A 14,481-nucleotide genomic window follows, 5' to 3' on the forward strand; every position below is an offset into this window, starting at 1 on the left:
ATTCGAGCTCGGTCCCGGGGATCCTCTAGAGTCGCTGTGAGCAGACTCCGGCCTCTCGGCATCCACCTTCCCTCCTTCCGAAAGGACAGCGCATGAGCGCCGAACGTCACACCCTGTTCCAGACGAGCCTCATGGCCGCGCTGCTGGACGGCATCTACGAAGACGACATGACGGTCGGCGAACTGCTCGAGCACGGCGATTTCGGCATCGGCACGTTCAACGCCCTCGACGGCGAGATGGTCGTCGTCGACGGCGTCGCCTACCGCCTGCGCGGCGACGGCACCGCCGCCGCGGCATCCGCCGACTCGGCGACGCCGTACGCGGTGGTGACCGACTTCGTGCCCACCCTCACGCGGACGCTGCCCGACGGCGTCACGCGCGCCGAGGCCTCGGCCGCGATCGATGCGATCACCGCGTCGGCCAACTACATGTACGCGCTGCGCATCACGGGGCGCTTCCGGCGGGTGACCGCCCGGACGGTCACCCGACAGCAGAAGCCGTACCGGCCGATGACCGAGGCCACCGATGACGATGCCGTGCTGCAGTTCGACGACGTCAACGGCACGATCGTCGCCTTCCGCACCCCGCTGTACGAGCAGGGCATCGGCGTTCCCGGATGCCACGCGCACTTCATCGACGACGGACGCACGCGCGGCGGCCACGTGCTCGACTTCGTGCTGGATCACGGCACGGTCGAGCTGTGCCTGTGCACCGACCTGCACCTGCGCCTGCCGCTGACGACGGAGTTCCGCGAGGCGGCCCTCGCCCCCGACGACCTGGCCGACCAGCTCGCCAAGACCGAGCAGCACGTCGGCCGCGCCTAGCCCCCTCTCCCCCTCCCCCTCCCGCGAGCCGCCACGAACGCGCCGATCCGCCATGATGCTGCGCGCAAGATCATGGCGGCTCGGCGAAAAGATGGCGGCTCGGCGGGGGTGAGGTGGGGCGGGGAGGTCAGCGGAAGTCGCGGGAGCGGTGGCGCACGCCGACGCGCAGGTCTTCGAAGGCGTCGGCGACGAGGTTAGTGACGCCTTCGGGCGACCGCTCGAGCATGCCGCGGGCGATGAGGGCGGGCGCATCGCGCAGCACGCGGCGATAGCGGTCCCAGACGCCTTTCGAGCAGATGACGTTGACGAGGCCGTGCTCGTCTTCGAGGTTGATGAAGGTGATGCCGGATGCCGTCGCCGGCCGCTGCCGGTGCGTGACCAGGCCCGCGACCTCGACCCGGCGGCCGATCTCGTGCGTGCGCAGCTCTCGCGAGGTGAGCACGCCGCGCGCATCCAGCGGCGCGCGGTAGTGCGTGAGGGGGTGATCGTCGGTCGAGATGCCCGTGGCCCACAGGTCCGCGGCCAGCACGTCGTAGGTCGAGGGGTCGCCGAACAGCGGCGGCTGAACAGCGACGAGCGAGTCGGGCAGGAACTCGGGCAGATCCTGTGCCGCGTCGCCCGCCAACCAGATGCCCTCGCGGCGGCTGATGCCCATGCTCTCGAAGGCGCCCGCCGTCGCCAGCGCCTCCACCTGTGCGGCGGTGGCGCCCGTCCGCCGCACGAGGTCGCGCAGGTCACGGAACGGCCCGTCGGCGTCGCGGGTGGCGACGATGCGTTCCGCGAGCCGCTCTCCCACCCCGGTGACCGCCGCAAGCCCCAGCCGCACCGCGTGGCCGGCGTCGCGACGGTGGGCGGCCGAGACGTCGGGAGCGGTGATGTCGAACAGGGGCACGGGAGGCTGGTGACGATCGGTGCACGCGGGGATGCCGGTGGGAGCGCCGCTGCCGTCGGCGTCGAGGGGTTCGAGTCCGGCATCCACTCCGGAGGCGTGCAGGTCGGGTCGACGCACGACGACGCCGTGGCGACGGGCGTCGGCGGTGAGGGTCGCGGGCGAGTAGAACCCCATCGGCTGCGCACGCAGCAGGGCCGCCAAGAACGCCCCGGGATAGTGCAGCTTCAGCCATGACGACGCGTAGACGAGCAGCGCGAACGACAGGGAGTGGCTCTCGGCGAAGCCGAAGTTCGCGAACGCCTGGATCTTCGCGTAGATGTCGTCGGCGACGGCTCCCACCAGACCGTTGCGCGCCATGCCGTCGTAGAGCTTCTGGCGCACCGACTCGATGCGCTCGATGCCGCGCTTGGAGCCCATGGCCCGGCGCAGCACGTCGGCATCCTCTCCGGTGAGGTCGCCGACGGCCATGCCCATCTGCATCAGCTGCTCTTGGAACACCGGCACCCCGAGGGTGCGCTCCAACACCGGGATGAGCTTCTCGTGCGCATACGTCGGCTCCTCCAGCCCGAGCTTGCGCCGCACGTACGGGTGCACCGCCCCGCCCTGGATGGGTCCGGGCCGGATCAGCGCGATCTCGATCACCAGGTCGTAGAACCGCCGCGGCTGCAGCCTCGGCAACAGCCCCATCTGCGCGCGCGATTCGACTTGGAACACGCCGATCGAATCCGCGCGGCACAGCATGTCGTAGACGGCCGCCTCCTCCTTCGGAATGCTCTGCAGCGTCCACGTCTCGTCCGTCGCCTCCGCGATGAGGTCGAAGCAGTACTGCAGCGCGGCGAGCATGCCGAGTCCGAGCAGGTCGAACTTCACGAGCCCCATCCAGGCGGCGTCGTCCTTGTCCCACTGGATGACGGTGCGATTCTCCATCCGCGCGTGCTCGATGGGCACCACCTCCCCCACCGGCCGCTCGGTGAGCACCATGCCCCCGGAGTGGATGCCGAGATGGCGGGGCGCCTTCAGCAGCTCACCGGCGTACGCGAGCACCCGGTCGGGGATGTCGTGCGCGCCGGCGACGGCGCCGTCCCACCGCTCCACCTGCTTCGACCAGGCGTCCTGCTGCCCGGGCGAGTGCCCGAGCGCCTTGGCCATGTCGCGCACCGCGTTCTTCGGTCGGTACTGGATGACGTTCGCGACCTGCGCCGCGCGCTCACGTCCGTACTCGTCGAAGACCCACTGGATGATCTCCTCCCGCCGATCAGAGTCGAAATCGACGTCGATGTCGGGCTCTTCCTCCCGCATCGCCGACAGGAAGCGCTCGAAGGGCAGGTTGTAGAAGATCGAGTCGATCGCGGTGATGCCCAGCAGGTAGCACACCGCGCTGTTGGCGGCCGATCCCCGCCCCTGGCAGAGGATGCCGCGCCGACGTGCCTCGGCCACGATGCCGTGCACGATCAGGAAGTAGCCGGGGAAGTCCTTCTGCTCGATGACGCCGAGCTCCTTCTCGATGCGGGCCCGCCCGTCGCCGTCGAGGTCGGGGTACATGTGTGGCACCGCGTCCCAGACGAGCCGGCGCAGCCACGACATCGGCGTATGCCCTTCGGGGACGGGGAGCTTCGGCAGCGCGGGCTTGGCGCGGCGCAGCGGGAAGGCGAGCTCGTCGGCGAGGGCGACCGTGCGGGCGATCGCACCGGGATAGCGCCGGAACCGCCGCGTCATCTCGGCGCCCGAGCGCAGGTGTGCGCTCGCATGCGACGGCAGCCACCCGTCGAGCTCGTCCAGCCCTCGATTCGCCCGCACCGCCGCGACCGCCGCCGCCAGATGCACACGTTCGGGAACCGCGTAGTGCACGTTGTTGCTGGCCAGCACCGGAAGGCCGCGTGCGGCGGCCAGAGCGGCCAGCACATCGTTGTCGCGGGTGTCGGTGGGGGCGCCGTGGTCGATCAGCTCGACGAAGACCGCCTCGCGGCCGAACAGGCTGACGAGCCGGTCGAGCGCCGATGCGGCCGCATCCGCACCTCCGGCGGCGAGCGCCTGCCGCACGGCGCCCTTGCGGCATCCGGTGAGCACCGCCCAGTGCCCGCCACCGCGATCGGCGAGATCATCGAGGTCGTACCAGGGACGCCCCTTCTCACCGCCGGCGAGCTGGGCATGCGTGATCGCGGCGGCGAGACGGTGATACCCCTCTTCGCCGCGGGCCAGCACGAGCAGGTGCGATCCGAGAGGATCGGCGGCGCCCGACCGGGCGGGGCTCGGTGCACTCAGCAATCCGGCCGGCGGCGCCCCCAGGTCCGCACGGCCACCCGCACCGCCACCCGCGCCGTCGCCGAGCGTCAGCTCCGCGCCGAAGACGGTCTTCAGCTGCAGCTGCTCCGCCGCCTCGGCGAAGCGGGCGATGCCGTAGAACCCGTCGTGGTCGGTGATCGCGAGGGCGTGCAGCCCCAATCGCTCCGCCTCCTCGGCGAGCTCGGCCGGCGACGACGCCCCGTCGAGAAAGGAGAACGACGAGTGCGCGTGCAGCTCGGCATAGGGAACGGCATCCGCGGGGCGTTCGATCGGGGGCGGCTCGTACTTTCCGCGTTTGCGCGAGAAGGCCGGGCCGTCACCGCCGTCGGGTTGTTTGTCGCCGCCGATGTCGGGAGAGCCCAGCAGCCGCGCCATCTCCGACCAGCGCACCGACGGATTGTTGAAGCCCATCAGTCGTACCTCCCCTCGATCTGCCAGACGCCCTCCTCGCACACCAGCAGCCATGCCCCCTGGGCGTCGTCGACCATCTGGAAGCGATGCGCTCGTCGCGCTCGGGCGGGATCCCACTCGCGTTCGATGACCGGCCACGGCCCGGCCCAGGTGCGGATGCCGCGGCGTCTGCCCCCGAGCTCGATCACGGTCGGCATCGCCGTGGGCTCGCCCCGCGCATCGACCGCGATCATGTCGCCGTCGTCGTCGAGCACCGCCACCGGCACGCCCTCGGCGAACACCGCCGAGGGCAGCGGGTCGGGAAGGCTCCCGGGCCAGGGCCGCTCGCCGGCCTGCAGGTCGCCCGCGACATCGCCCCACGGCACGAGGCGCTGCCGCTCGCCCAGCCAGCGCCCTCCGCCGACGGCCGGGGTCAGCACGCCCTGATGGCCGAGCATCGCCTGTACGCGGGAAAGTGCGCGGTGCACGCGCTCCTCGGGCCCCGACCCGAACAGACGTGCGGTGTGGTGGGCGGCGGCATCCACCGCCTCGGGTTCGATCCGCACCCGGCCCACGGCGCTACGCAGCTGTCCGGGCAGGTGATTCGGCAGCGCACCGTTCTTTCCCCGCCCGGGCTCTGCTCGGCGAGCTGCCAGCGCACCCGGTCGACGACGGCTGCCGCATCGAAAGCCCCCGGGTGCAGCCAGACCCGTTCACTGCGCTCGCCGCGATCACCGGTCAGCACGACACGCAGCTCGGTGCAGACCAGCCCCTGCGCACCCAGACGGGAGACGAACTCCGCGGCGGGAACCCGCAGGGCGAAGGCGATCTGATCGGCGGTCTCCACGGGCGGCTCGAACGCCACCTCGCGGTGCAGTTCGGGCGGTGGTGTGCGGGCGGTGACCGGTCGGGGATCGCGGCCGGAGGACAGCGCGTACAACCACTGGCCACGGGTGCCGAAGCGCTCCACCAGACGGTCGGCGCCCAGCGCGGCGACCTCGCCCACCGTCTGCACCCCGAGGCGGCCGAACAGCGAGGCCAGCTCCTCATCGAGCACGACGACCGGCAAAGGGGCGAGGAAGTCCGCCGCGGTGCCGGCGGGCACGATCCGCACCGGATCCTCGCGGCGGGTGCCGGAGCGCGCCGCCTGTTCGGCCGTGAAGGTGCCGTCGGCGATGCCCACGCGCACGTCGTCGATGCCCAGCGCGGCGATCGCTCCGGCCAGCACGGTGGCGGCGGCCGCCTCGCCGCCGAAGTAGCGCGCCGGCCCTCGGGCGCGCAGCGCGCACAGTCCGGGCTGCATCACCTGCACGTTCGGCGCGACCTCTTCGATCGCCGCGATCAGAGGGGCGAACGCGCGGTGATCGCGCACGGCGTCGGCATCCACCACGGTCAGCTGCGGGCAGCGCGCCTGGGCATCGCGGCGGCGCATGCGCCGGCGCACACCCGCGGCGCGCGCCGCGGCCGAGCAGGCGACGACCGCCCCCTTCTCGAACACGGCGATCGGCTCCGCGGCGTCGAGGGGGTCGTCGCCGTCGCGGGTGGTCGCGACGATCGGCCAGTCGGGCACCCAGACCACCAGGCTCCGCGGCGGGGTGCCCGCAGGGAGGACAGTCATCTCATACCGCCCGTCGCATCGGCACGGGTTCGGGCAGGCGCGTGCGGGTGGGCTGCGATTCGCCGCCCAGGCGGCCCCGGTCGTCGGGCAGCATCAGGCGCCGTGAGCGCGGCACCGGCGCCCGGCGGCTGGTCACGGTGACCGTCAGCTCGCGCCCCGACAGGATGCCGTGCCCTGCGCCGAGGCCCGACCACGACGGATCGGACACATCGATCATGGCCTCCGTCTGCGGCCACGGCCCCTGGACGAGCAGCACCGCCTCGCGCTCGCGCATGCGGGCGGCCAGCCGGGCCACCTCGCTGTCCTTCGCCCGCGACGGCGGGCGCACCGCGACCACCGACAGCACGTCGGCGAGGGTCGAGGTGACGGCCAACCACCGCTCTCCGGGGTCGGGCACCAGCACGAGCCGCGACAGGTCGACCCCGGCAGCGCGGGCCGCTTCGACGCCCACGTGCGGCATGCCGACGACGGCGCACCACGACCCGGCCTGCGAGGGCTCTGCGAGCAGGGCGAACAGCAGCGCCATCGACCGTCCGAGCGCGTAGGCTCCCCCTGTTCGCAGTCCGCCGCCGGGCAGCAGCTCCGCCAGCGCCGGGGCGACGGGGAGCACGGGCGTGTCGAGGCGACGCCCCTGCATACGCTCCATCTGAGCGCGCAGGGTGCTCACGGTGCCCGCGACATCCGCGGCAGCAACGGTCCCCACGATCGGCCTCACTTCGACAGATTAGAACATGTATTCGAGTACTTCAATGTGCTTTTCTCGAAGATAGGAACGGGTTCGGACATTGCGCGCCGGCGCGCACATCTGCCCGAAACATGCGGCTGATAGGACGGACGGCATGACCGGATCGCTCACCCTCACCGGCGCCGCCCGCATCGTGGAACGCTTCGACGACCCCGCCCGCGACCGCGGCGGCGACCTCGTGATCCGAGGCGGACGGGTCACCACCGCGGCATCCGCACCGTCGCCGGACGAAAGCGTCGACACCCTCGACGCGGACGGCGGCATCGTCACCCCCGGCCTCGTCAACGCGCATCACCACCTGCTGCAGTCGGGCTTTCGCACCCTTCCCGGCACCCGCGGCGTGCCGATGCGCGAGTGGCTGCCGGCCATGGCCGCCGCCTACGCCGACGCCCGGATCGACGCGTCCCTGGTCGGTGCGACCGCCGGGGTCGGCGTGGCCGAGTCGCTGCTGAGCGGGGTGACGACGGTCGCCGACCATCAGCTCAACTGGCCCGACCCGGCGCGCAGCGACGACCCCGTCGGCGACACCGTGGCCATCGCGCGGGCGATCGCCGATGCCGCCGCGGCACTCGGCGCCCGGCTCGTGTTCGTCCGCGGCTCGGCGCGCGACGCGCCGGATGCCGCGGCGGCGAGCGCAGACGCCATCGTGCGCGCCCTGCTCCCCGACGCCGCGGCATCCTCTCCGGGCGGCACGAGCGCCGACGGCATGCTGCAGCTCGCCGTCGGTCCCGCCGGCGTGCACTCCGACAGCGAGGAGACCTTCCGCGCGTTGGGCGACGTCGCCCGACGCCACGGGCTGCGCCGGCGCACCCAGGCGAACGAGCAGGTCGACACCGAGATCGCCCTGGCCCGCTATGGCCGCCGGCCCCTGGACCTCCTCGAGGAATGGGGCTGGCTCGAGCCGGGGGTGACGATCGCGCACCTGTGCGACGTCACCGACGACGAGATCGTGCGACTCGCCGCCGCCGGCATCACCGCGACCCACGCTCCGGGCTGCGACGTGCCGATGGGCTGGGGCATCGCTCCGGTGCGCCGCCTGCAGGAGGCCGGCATCACGGTGGGACTGGGCACCTCCGGCGGCGGCTCCAACGACGCCGGGCACCTGCTCGCCGATGCGCGGCTGGCGATGCAGGTGTCGGGCATGGTCGGCACCGCGCTGCCGGCCCGTGACGTGCTCGCCATGGCCACCTCGGGTGGTGCGATCGGCCTCGGACGCGCCGACCTCGGCATTCTGACTCCGGGAGCGGCGGGCGATCTCTGCGTCTGGGATGTCTCCGGGGTCGCCGACGCCGGAGTGGCCGACCCGGTCGCGGGCCTGCTCTGGGCCCATCCGGGACGCCGCCCTCGCCATGTCGTGGTCGCGGGACGCGTCGTCGTCCGCGACTACCGGCTGGTCACCGCCGACGAAGACGCCCTCACCGGGGCCCTCCGGGAGCGCGTCGGCCGGTGAGCGTCGCGGCGCCGTTCCGGCATCGCGTCAGGCGTCGAGCACGATCCGCGGGCACGCTGCGCGCGAGACGCACACCATCATGACCGTGCTCTGCTCGCGCTCGAGCGGCGTGAGCACGGAGTCGCGGTGCTCGATCTCGCCCTCCAGGACGGGCACCTCGCAGGTGCCGCACGTCCCGCGACGGCAGCTGGAGAGCACCATCGTCGTGGGGCTCTGCTCCTCGATCGCCTCCAGCACCGACTGCCCGGGCTGGACGGTCACGATGTCGCCCGACAGGGCGAGCTCGACCTCGAACGGGTCCGACCAGACGGGCTCGCCGTACTCGATCGCCTCGAACCGCTCGACGTGCAGCGCTGCGGCGCGGCCGGCGGCTTCGAAACCGTCCTCGAGGGCGGCGATCAGCCGGGCGGGTCCGCACGCGTAGACCGGACCGCCGTCACCCGCGGCATCCACCAGCCCGGCCACATCCAGACGTGCCCCACTGTCGGCGGGGTACAGACGCACCCGCCCCGCGCCACCGTCGAGCGCGCGCAGCTCGTCGACGAATGCCATCGTCGACAGCGACCGTCCGGCGTAGTCGAGGGTCCACTCCGCTCCGGCCTGCGCCGCCGCCCGGACCATGCCGAGAAGGGGCGTGATCCCGATGCCCCCGGCGACGAAGCGGTGGGTGACGGCGGGAACGATCTCGTACGCGAAGTGGTTGCGCGGTCCGCGCACGCGCAGGCGCTGCCCCACCTGCACCTCCTCGTGCACCCGCACCGATCCGCCGCGTCCCTCGTCTTCGCGCAGCACCGCGACCCGCCAGGTGGAGCGGTCGGCCGCGTCGCCGCAGAGCGAGTACTGCCGTTCGACGCGCTCGGCCGCGGGCACGCGCGCGTCGGAGAAGATCAGATCGACGTGCGATCCGGGCTCCCACGCCGGCAGATCGCGACCGTTGTGCGCGACGAGGTCCAGCGCCACGATCCCATCGGCCAGCACGGTGCGGGCGGCGACCACGAGGTCGCGTTCGACGTCACTGAAGTAGCTCATGGCTCCCACTCTCTCCGCTCGCGCAGCGCCCCCGCGTGCGAGGGCGGCGACCGGCCGCACTCTTCGCGCGGATTTAACACGGCCGCAATCCCGACAGGCCTGGCAGGAAACACGTCGAGCGTTTACTGATTCTCACCCGATGTTGGCCATACCAACAACACCGCACGACATCGCAGACCCCGAGGAGGACGATCAGATGGACGCCGAACTCCTGCAGCCGGGCCAGCGCATCGCCGCCCTGACCGGCCTCACCGCCTGCGGCGAGATCGGCGACCGCCTGGCCTTCGCGGGCGGCGTCGTGGTCGACGCCGATGCGTCCCAGCTCGCGGGCGGCGCCGGCGGCGAGACGGTCGATGCGACGGGCTGGATCGCCCTGCCGCCCCTGGCGGATCTGCACGCCCACCTCGACAAGGGCTACACCTGGACCTCGTTCGGCCAGCCCGAGGGATCGCTCGACGACGCGATCGCGTGCTGGATCGACCACGGCGAGAACCACTCCTCCGACGACATCAAGACCGGCGCCCGGCGGCACCTGGTGGCCGCGCTGCACGCCGGTGTCACGGCCGTGCGCTCGCACACGAACTACCACCTGGGCGACGACCCCCTCCGCGGAGTGCGCGCCCTCATCGAGCTGCGCGACGAGTTCGCCGGCATCGTCGACCTGCAGATCGTCGCCAGCCCCGGCGCGTCCGACGGCCCCGACGACCTCGGACGCGCCGCGGTGGCCCTCGGCATCGACCTCATCGGCGGTTTTCCCCACCTCGCCGATGACCCCCGCGCCGATCTGGAGCGCAACGCCGCCTTCGCCGAAGAGTTCGGCCTCGGCATGGACCTGCACACCGACGAGACGCTCGACGCGGCATCCACGGGTCTCGCCGAGCTCGCCGCCCGCACGCGGCACTGGCCTGCCGGCGTGATCCGCTCGGCGGGGCACTGCGTGAGCCTGTCCATGCAGGATGCCGAGACCCGCGCCCGCACCCTCGCCGCCGTCGCCGAGGCCGGCGTCTCGATCATCACCAACCCGCTGACCAACCTCTACCTGCAGGGCTGGCAGCACCCGGTCGCGACGCCCCGCGGCATCCCGCCGCTGCGCGAGATCCTCGCCGCCGGCATCACGCTGGCCGCCGGCGGCGACAACGTGCAGGACCCGTTCAACCCGCTCGGCAACGCCGACATGGTCGATGTCGCCTCCGAGCTCGTCGTCGCCGGTCACCTCACGCCCGCCGAAGCCTGGCACGTCAGCTCGCACGGCGGCCGCGCCGCATTCGGACTGCCCCCGGCGCGAGGACGCGTCGGCGACGTCGCCGACGTCGTGCTCGTGCGCGCCGCGCACACCGCCGAGGCCCTCGCCGAGCGCGCGCCCGACCGCATCGTCATCCGCGACGGGCGCGTGATCGCCGTCCGCCGCCGCGTGGTCAGCAGCGTGCTCGACCTGCGCGCCTTGCCGACTCCGCCCTCCGCCCCGACCTCCGAGGGAGCACTGCTATGAGCACCGCCATCGACTCGACCGCCGCCCCGGTCACCGCCGCGACAGCGGTGGACGCCACCACCGCGCCGACGCTCGCCTTCACCGACGTCGCCAAGGTCTTCGCCACCGGGACGCGCGCCCTGGAGGGCGTGTCGATCGACGTCCGTCCCGGCGAGTTCGTGTCGGTGGTCGGCCCCTCCGGCTGCGGAAAGTCGACCCTGCTGCGCCTGGCCGCCGGCCTCGACGACGCCACCGAGGGCGTGGTCGACGTCCGCGCCGACACGACGAGCTTCGTCTTCCAGGAGGCGACCCTGCTCGAGTGGCGGACGGCCCAGCGCAACGTCGAACTGGTCGGCGAGCTCGCCGGTGTCGGGGCGGCCGAGCGCCGCCGTCGCGCCGCGGAGGCCCTCGAACTGGTCGGCCTGAAGGGCTTCGAGAACCAGCACCCGCGGGCGCTGTCCGGCGGCATGCGCATGCGCGTCTCGATCGCGCGCGCGCTGGTCGCCGAGCCGCAGCTCGCCCTGTTCGACGAGCCGTTCGGCGCCCTCGACGAGATCACCCGTCTGAAGATGCAGACCGAGCTGCAACGCCTGTTCCAGCTCAAAGGGTTCGCCGCGATGTTCATCACGCACTCGATCTCCGAAGCCGTCTACCTCTCCAGCCGCGTGCTCGTGATGAGCGGACGGCCCGGGCGCATCGTCGACGACATCGAGCTGCCCTGGTCCTACCCCCGATCCCCCGAGTTACGCTACGAACCCGAGTTCGGACGCATCGTCGGACACCTCTCGCACGCTTTGGAGGCGCACTCGTGAGCCAGAACCTCGCCCTGAAGGCCCCGGCCTCGCTCGCCGACACGTCCGCGTCCGGCTCGTCCGCCTCACCGGCGGCGGATGCCGCGGCATCCGCCGAGACGACGACCGCCTCGATGGCCGCCCGTCGCCCCCGCGCCCGCAGCGCCGGGTCGGTCGCCCGCGGCGCCTGGTCGCGGGCCATGCCGATCGTCGCGGCGCTGATCGGCATCATCGCGATCTGGTACGCCGTGTCGTACCTGCTGCTCAGCGAGAGCCGCCGCTTCCTGCTGCCACCTCCCCACCAGGTGCTGGCCGAGACGATCGGCAACGACAAGGTGATCGGCCCGATGATCGCCGCACTCGGTCAGACCATCACCGTCGCCCTCATCGGCCTCGCGATCGCCGTCCTCATCGGCATGGGGTGGGCGATCGTCATGTCGCAGTGGACCCTCGCCGAGAAGATCCTCTACCCGTACGCCGTGATCCTGCAGACGATCCCGATCCTCGCGCTCACGCCGCTGATCGGCATCTGGATGGGCTACGGGCTTCCCGCCCGCATCGTGGTCTGCGTCATCATCGCGGTGTTCCCGATGATCTCCAACACGCTGTTCGGCCTGCAGTCGGCCACGCCCGCCGCCCACGACCTGTTCACGCTGCAGAAGGCCACGAAGTGGCAGCGGATGACGAAGCTCATGCTGCCCGCGGCCATCCCGTCGATCTTCACGGGCCTGCGCCAATCGGCCGGCCTCGCCGTCATCGGCGCCATCGTCGGAGACTTCTTCTTCCAGCAGGGCAGCCAGGGCATCGGTGGGCTGCTGCGCACCTACACGCTGCGCCTGAACATGGAGCCGCTGTTCCTCGCGATCATCTTCACGGCTCTGTTCGGTGTGATCGTCTTCTCGATCTTCGCCGCGCTGGACCGCGTCGTCGTCGGTCGGCTGTTCGGCGTCGCCACCCGCTGACGCACCTCTTCTTTCCCTCCCTGCACCACGAACACGCACCACCCGTCTGTCCACACCGCACCCGAAGCCTTCCAGGAGGACACCGTGTCACAGCCCGCCTTTCTCTCCCGCCGCGTGATCGCACGCACCGTCGCGATCGGAGCGCTCGCCGCCACCGTCGCCGCCGTCGCGGGATGTTCCAGCACCGACGCCGCGGCTCCGGCGACCTCCTCGGCGGCGAACGTCGCCGAGAAGGGCGGCCCGCTCGACCTCGCCAGCGTCTGCCCGGCGACCGTCGTCATGCAGCAGGACTGGCAGCCCGAGTCCGAGCACGGCGCCATGTACAACCTCGTCGGCGACGGCTACACCGTCGACACCGACAAGAAGACGGTCACCGGTCCCCTGGTCGTCAACGGCACCGACACCGGTGTCAAGATCGAGGTGCGCTCCGGCGGCCCCGCGGTCAACTTCCAGCCCGTCCCGGCCCTGATGTACCTCGACACCGACATCCTCATCGGTGCGGTCAACACCGACGCCGCGATCGTCGCGAACCCCGACCAGCCCACCGTCGCGGTGACCTCGCAGCTGACCTTCAGCCCGCAGATCCTCATGTGGGACCCGGCGAGCCACAACGGCGCGACGACGATCAAGGAGGCCGCGTCCGGCGGCGACCCGATCGTCACCTCCGGCGACGTCATCCCGAACCTCCTGCTCTCGCAGGGCATCATCACGAAGTCGCAGATCGACACGAGCTACGAGGGCACCCCGCAGCGCTTCGTCTCCGATCCGAAGATCCTGCAGCAGGGCTTCGCGACCGCCGAGCCCTACATCTACAAGAACGAGATCTCGCAGTGGGGCAAGGACGTCGGCTACCAGCTGCTGTCCGAGCTCGGCTACAACATCTACCCCGAGCCGCTCGCGGTGCGAAAGGCCGACGTCACCGACAAGGCCGACTGCCTGAAGAAGCTCGTGCCGATCATGCAGCAGTCGCAGATCGACTTCCTCAACGCGCCCGAGCACGGCAACGCCGTGATCCTCGACCTCGTCGAGAAGTACGACACGGGCTGGACCTACTCCGCGGGCGTCGCGCAGTTCTCCGTCGAGCAGCAGAAGAAGCTGGGGCTCGTCGCCAACGACAAGGCATCGGGCGTGTTCGGCCAGTTCGACCCCGACCGTATGGCGTCGATCGTGAAGGACTTCACGCCCTTCCTCGTCACCGCCGGCAGCATCACGCAGGCCGCCGCGTCGGCGATCGATCCGTCCGAGCTCTACACGAACCAGTTCATCGACACGTCGATCAAGATGAACTGACCGGCCTCACGACCGATGCCCTGACTCCCTCCGCGGGGTCAGGGCATCGGCGTGTTCTCAGAGCGTCGCGGTCACCCGCTCTGCCACCGCGTCCAGGCGGGCAGCGGCCTGCTCCGCCCGCTCCCCCGCGGCGCGCAGCCGCTGCAGGGTCGGAGCGTCAACTCCCGCAGCGGCGGCGCTCGTGGTGTTCCCACGGATGTTGACGGCGGTCGAGCGGATGCCGCAGGCGAGCATTCGCGCCGCGACGGCGACATCGGGGGCCAGGCGCGCCTCGCCGAAGCGCTCCAGCCAGAGGAGGGGCCCGTCCAGGGATGCCGCGAGTGCGACCAGATCGGCACCGACATCCGCAGCGGCGACGGTGGCGGTGCGCAGCGCCCCGTCACGCCCGGGGTCGTCGGTCGGGCGCCGGAAGGCGGCGACGAGCAGGCCCGACATCCGCCCGTCGTGCTCCGCGGCGGCGAGCGCTTCGCCGCGCACCCGGGTCGCCGTGGCGACGAGCTCCGCCGCCGCGTCTGCCCGAATGTACCCGGCCGCCATGGCGACCAGGGCGGCACCGGTGGCGATCACGATTCCGGCGGCGGCGCCCCCACCGGGATCGGGCACGGGCGCGGACAGCTTCTCCAGCCAGTCGTCGAGGCGGGAGGCGGCAAGCTCGGACATCGGCATGGGCCTCACTCTAGGGCCCGCGCACCGCGTGATTTCGCGCCGACATCGACGCACACGCGACCGTAACACCGGC

At 71.9% G+C, this 14,481-nt stretch carries 12 protein-coding genes; 6 read left to right on the forward strand and 6 right to left on the reverse strand.

What is annotated here, in order from left to right:
• Positions 1 to 92: 92 nt before the first annotated feature.
• Complete coding sequence (gene budA / locus I5I_RS03510; protein WP_036316528.1) at positions 93 to 824, forward strand: acetolactate decarboxylase; 732 nt, start codon at positions 93 to 95, stop codon at positions 822 to 824.
• Positions 825 to 951: 127 nt separating this feature from the next.
• On the opposite strand, the gene I5I_RS03515 is transcribed toward budA, so the two are convergent.
• From I5I_RS03515 to I5I_RS03525, 4 genes are read right to left on the reverse strand one after another with little or no spacing between them, the layout of a single operon-like run.
• On the reverse strand, positions 952 to 4,410 hold the full coding sequence (locus I5I_RS03515) for an error-prone DNA polymerase (protein ID WP_036316529.1): 3,459 nt from the start codon (positions 4,408 to 4,410) through the stop codon (positions 952 to 954).
• Positions 4,410 to 4,847, reverse strand: coding sequence for a hypothetical protein (locus tag I5I_RS17420; protein ID WP_239640007.1), 438 nt, complete (start codon positions 4,845 to 4,847; stop codon positions 4,410 to 4,412). Before I5I_RS17420 ends, I5I_RS03515 begins: the two co-directional genes overlap by 1 nt.
• The gene (locus I5I_RS03520; protein ID WP_239640008.1) at positions 4,823 to 6,007 is read right to left on the reverse strand and encodes a DNA polymerase Y family protein; all 1,185 of its coding nucleotides are present in this window, start codon (positions 6,005 to 6,007) and stop codon (positions 4,823 to 4,825) included. Before I5I_RS03520 ends, I5I_RS17420 begins: the two co-directional genes overlap by 25 nt.
• A 1-nt stretch (position 6,008) precedes the next feature.
• The gene (locus tag I5I_RS03525) at positions 6,009 to 6,710 is read right to left on the reverse strand and encodes a hypothetical protein (RefSeq protein ID WP_036316531.1); all 702 of its coding nucleotides are present in this window, start codon (positions 6,708 to 6,710) and stop codon (positions 6,009 to 6,011) included.
• Between the two features lie 136 nt (positions 6,711 to 6,846).
• Between I5I_RS03525 and I5I_RS03530 the strand changes: the two genes are divergently transcribed.
• Complete coding sequence (locus I5I_RS03530) at positions 6,847 to 8,202, forward strand: amidohydrolase family protein (protein WP_036316533.1); 1,356 nt, start codon at positions 6,847 to 6,849, stop codon at positions 8,200 to 8,202.
• Between the two features lie 27 nt (positions 8,203 to 8,229).
• Here I5I_RS03530 and I5I_RS03535 read toward each other — a convergent pair whose 3' ends face one another.
• The gene (locus tag I5I_RS03535; RefSeq protein ID WP_036316535.1) at positions 8,230 to 9,231 is read right to left on the reverse strand and encodes a PDR/VanB family oxidoreductase; all 1,002 of its coding nucleotides are present in this window, start codon (positions 9,229 to 9,231) and stop codon (positions 8,230 to 8,232) included.
• 196 nt (positions 9,232 to 9,427) lie between these two features.
• Here I5I_RS03535 and I5I_RS03540 point away from each other — a divergent pair, with 196 nt between their 5' ends.
• The 4 genes from I5I_RS03540 (at position 9,428) to I5I_RS03555 (ending at position 13,742) form a co-directional block, all read left to right on the forward strand.
• On the forward strand, positions 9,428 to 10,720 hold the full coding sequence (locus I5I_RS03540) for an amidohydrolase family protein (protein ID WP_036316536.1): 1,293 nt from the start codon (positions 9,428 to 9,430) through the stop codon (positions 10,718 to 10,720).
• Complete coding sequence (locus tag I5I_RS03545; RefSeq protein WP_036316537.1) at positions 10,717 to 11,511, forward strand: ABC transporter ATP-binding protein; 795 nt, start codon at positions 10,717 to 10,719, stop codon at positions 11,509 to 11,511. The genes I5I_RS03540 and I5I_RS03545 overlap by 4 nt, the downstream gene beginning before the upstream one ends.
• On the forward strand, positions 11,508 to 12,452 hold the full coding sequence (locus I5I_RS03550) for an ABC transporter permease (protein ID WP_036316539.1): 945 nt from the start codon (positions 11,508 to 11,510) through the stop codon (positions 12,450 to 12,452). Before I5I_RS03545 ends, I5I_RS03550 begins: the two co-directional genes overlap by 4 nt.
• Positions 12,453 to 12,536: 84 nt before the next feature.
• Positions 12,537 to 13,742 (forward strand): hypothetical protein, encoded by a 1,206-nt coding sequence (locus I5I_RS03555; protein WP_036316541.1) that lies wholly within the window; start codon positions 12,537 to 12,539, stop codon positions 13,740 to 13,742.
• Positions 13,743 to 13,799: 57 nt separating this feature from the next.
• On the opposite strand, the gene I5I_RS03560 is transcribed toward I5I_RS03555, so the two are convergent.
• Positions 13,800 to 14,408: a cyclodeaminase/cyclohydrolase family protein gene (locus I5I_RS03560; RefSeq protein ID WP_036316543.1), complete on the reverse strand. Its 609-nt coding sequence runs from the start codon at positions 14,406 to 14,408 to the stop codon at positions 13,800 to 13,802.
• Positions 14,409 to 14,481: the final 73 nt, after the last annotated feature.

Source organism: Microbacterium sp. B24, assembly GCF_000333415.1.
GTDB lineage: Bacteria > Actinomycetota > Actinomycetes > Actinomycetales > Microbacteriaceae > Microbacterium.

What these genes read in the sequence shown, in the direction of transcription:
- budA (WP_036316528.1), top strand. Translation starts at nt 93, where the DNA reads ATGAGCGCCGAACGTCACACCCTGTTCCAGACGAGCCTCATGGCCGCG.
- I5I_RS03515 (WP_036316529.1), bottom strand. Translation starts at nt 4,410, where the DNA reads ATGGGCTTCAACAATCCGTCGGTGCGCTGGTCGGAGATGGCGCGGCTG.
- I5I_RS17420 (WP_239640007.1), bottom strand. Translation starts at nt 4,847, where the DNA reads ATGCTCGGCCATCAGGGCGTGCTGACCCCGGCCGTCGGCGGAGGGCGC.
- I5I_RS03520 (WP_239640008.1), bottom strand. Translation starts at nt 6,007, where the DNA reads ATGACTGTCCTCCCTGCGGGCACCCCGCCGCGGAGCCTGGTGGTCTGG.
- I5I_RS03530 (WP_036316533.1), top strand. Translation starts at nt 6,847, where the DNA reads ATGACCGGATCGCTCACCCTCACCGGCGCCGCCCGCATCGTGGAACGC.
- I5I_RS03535 (WP_036316535.1), bottom strand. Translation starts at nt 9,231, where the DNA reads ATGAGCTACTTCAGTGACGTCGAACGCGACCTCGTGGTCGCCGCCCGC.
- I5I_RS03540 (WP_036316536.1), top strand. Translation starts at nt 9,428, where the DNA reads ATGGACGCCGAACTCCTGCAGCCGGGCCAGCGCATCGCCGCCCTGACC.
- I5I_RS03545 (WP_036316537.1), top strand. Translation starts at nt 10,717, where the DNA reads ATGAGCACCGCCATCGACTCGACCGCCGCCCCGGTCACCGCCGCGACA.
- I5I_RS03560 (WP_036316543.1), bottom strand. Translation starts at nt 14,408, where the DNA reads ATGCCGATGTCCGAGCTTGCCGCCTCCCGCCTCGACGACTGGCTGGAG.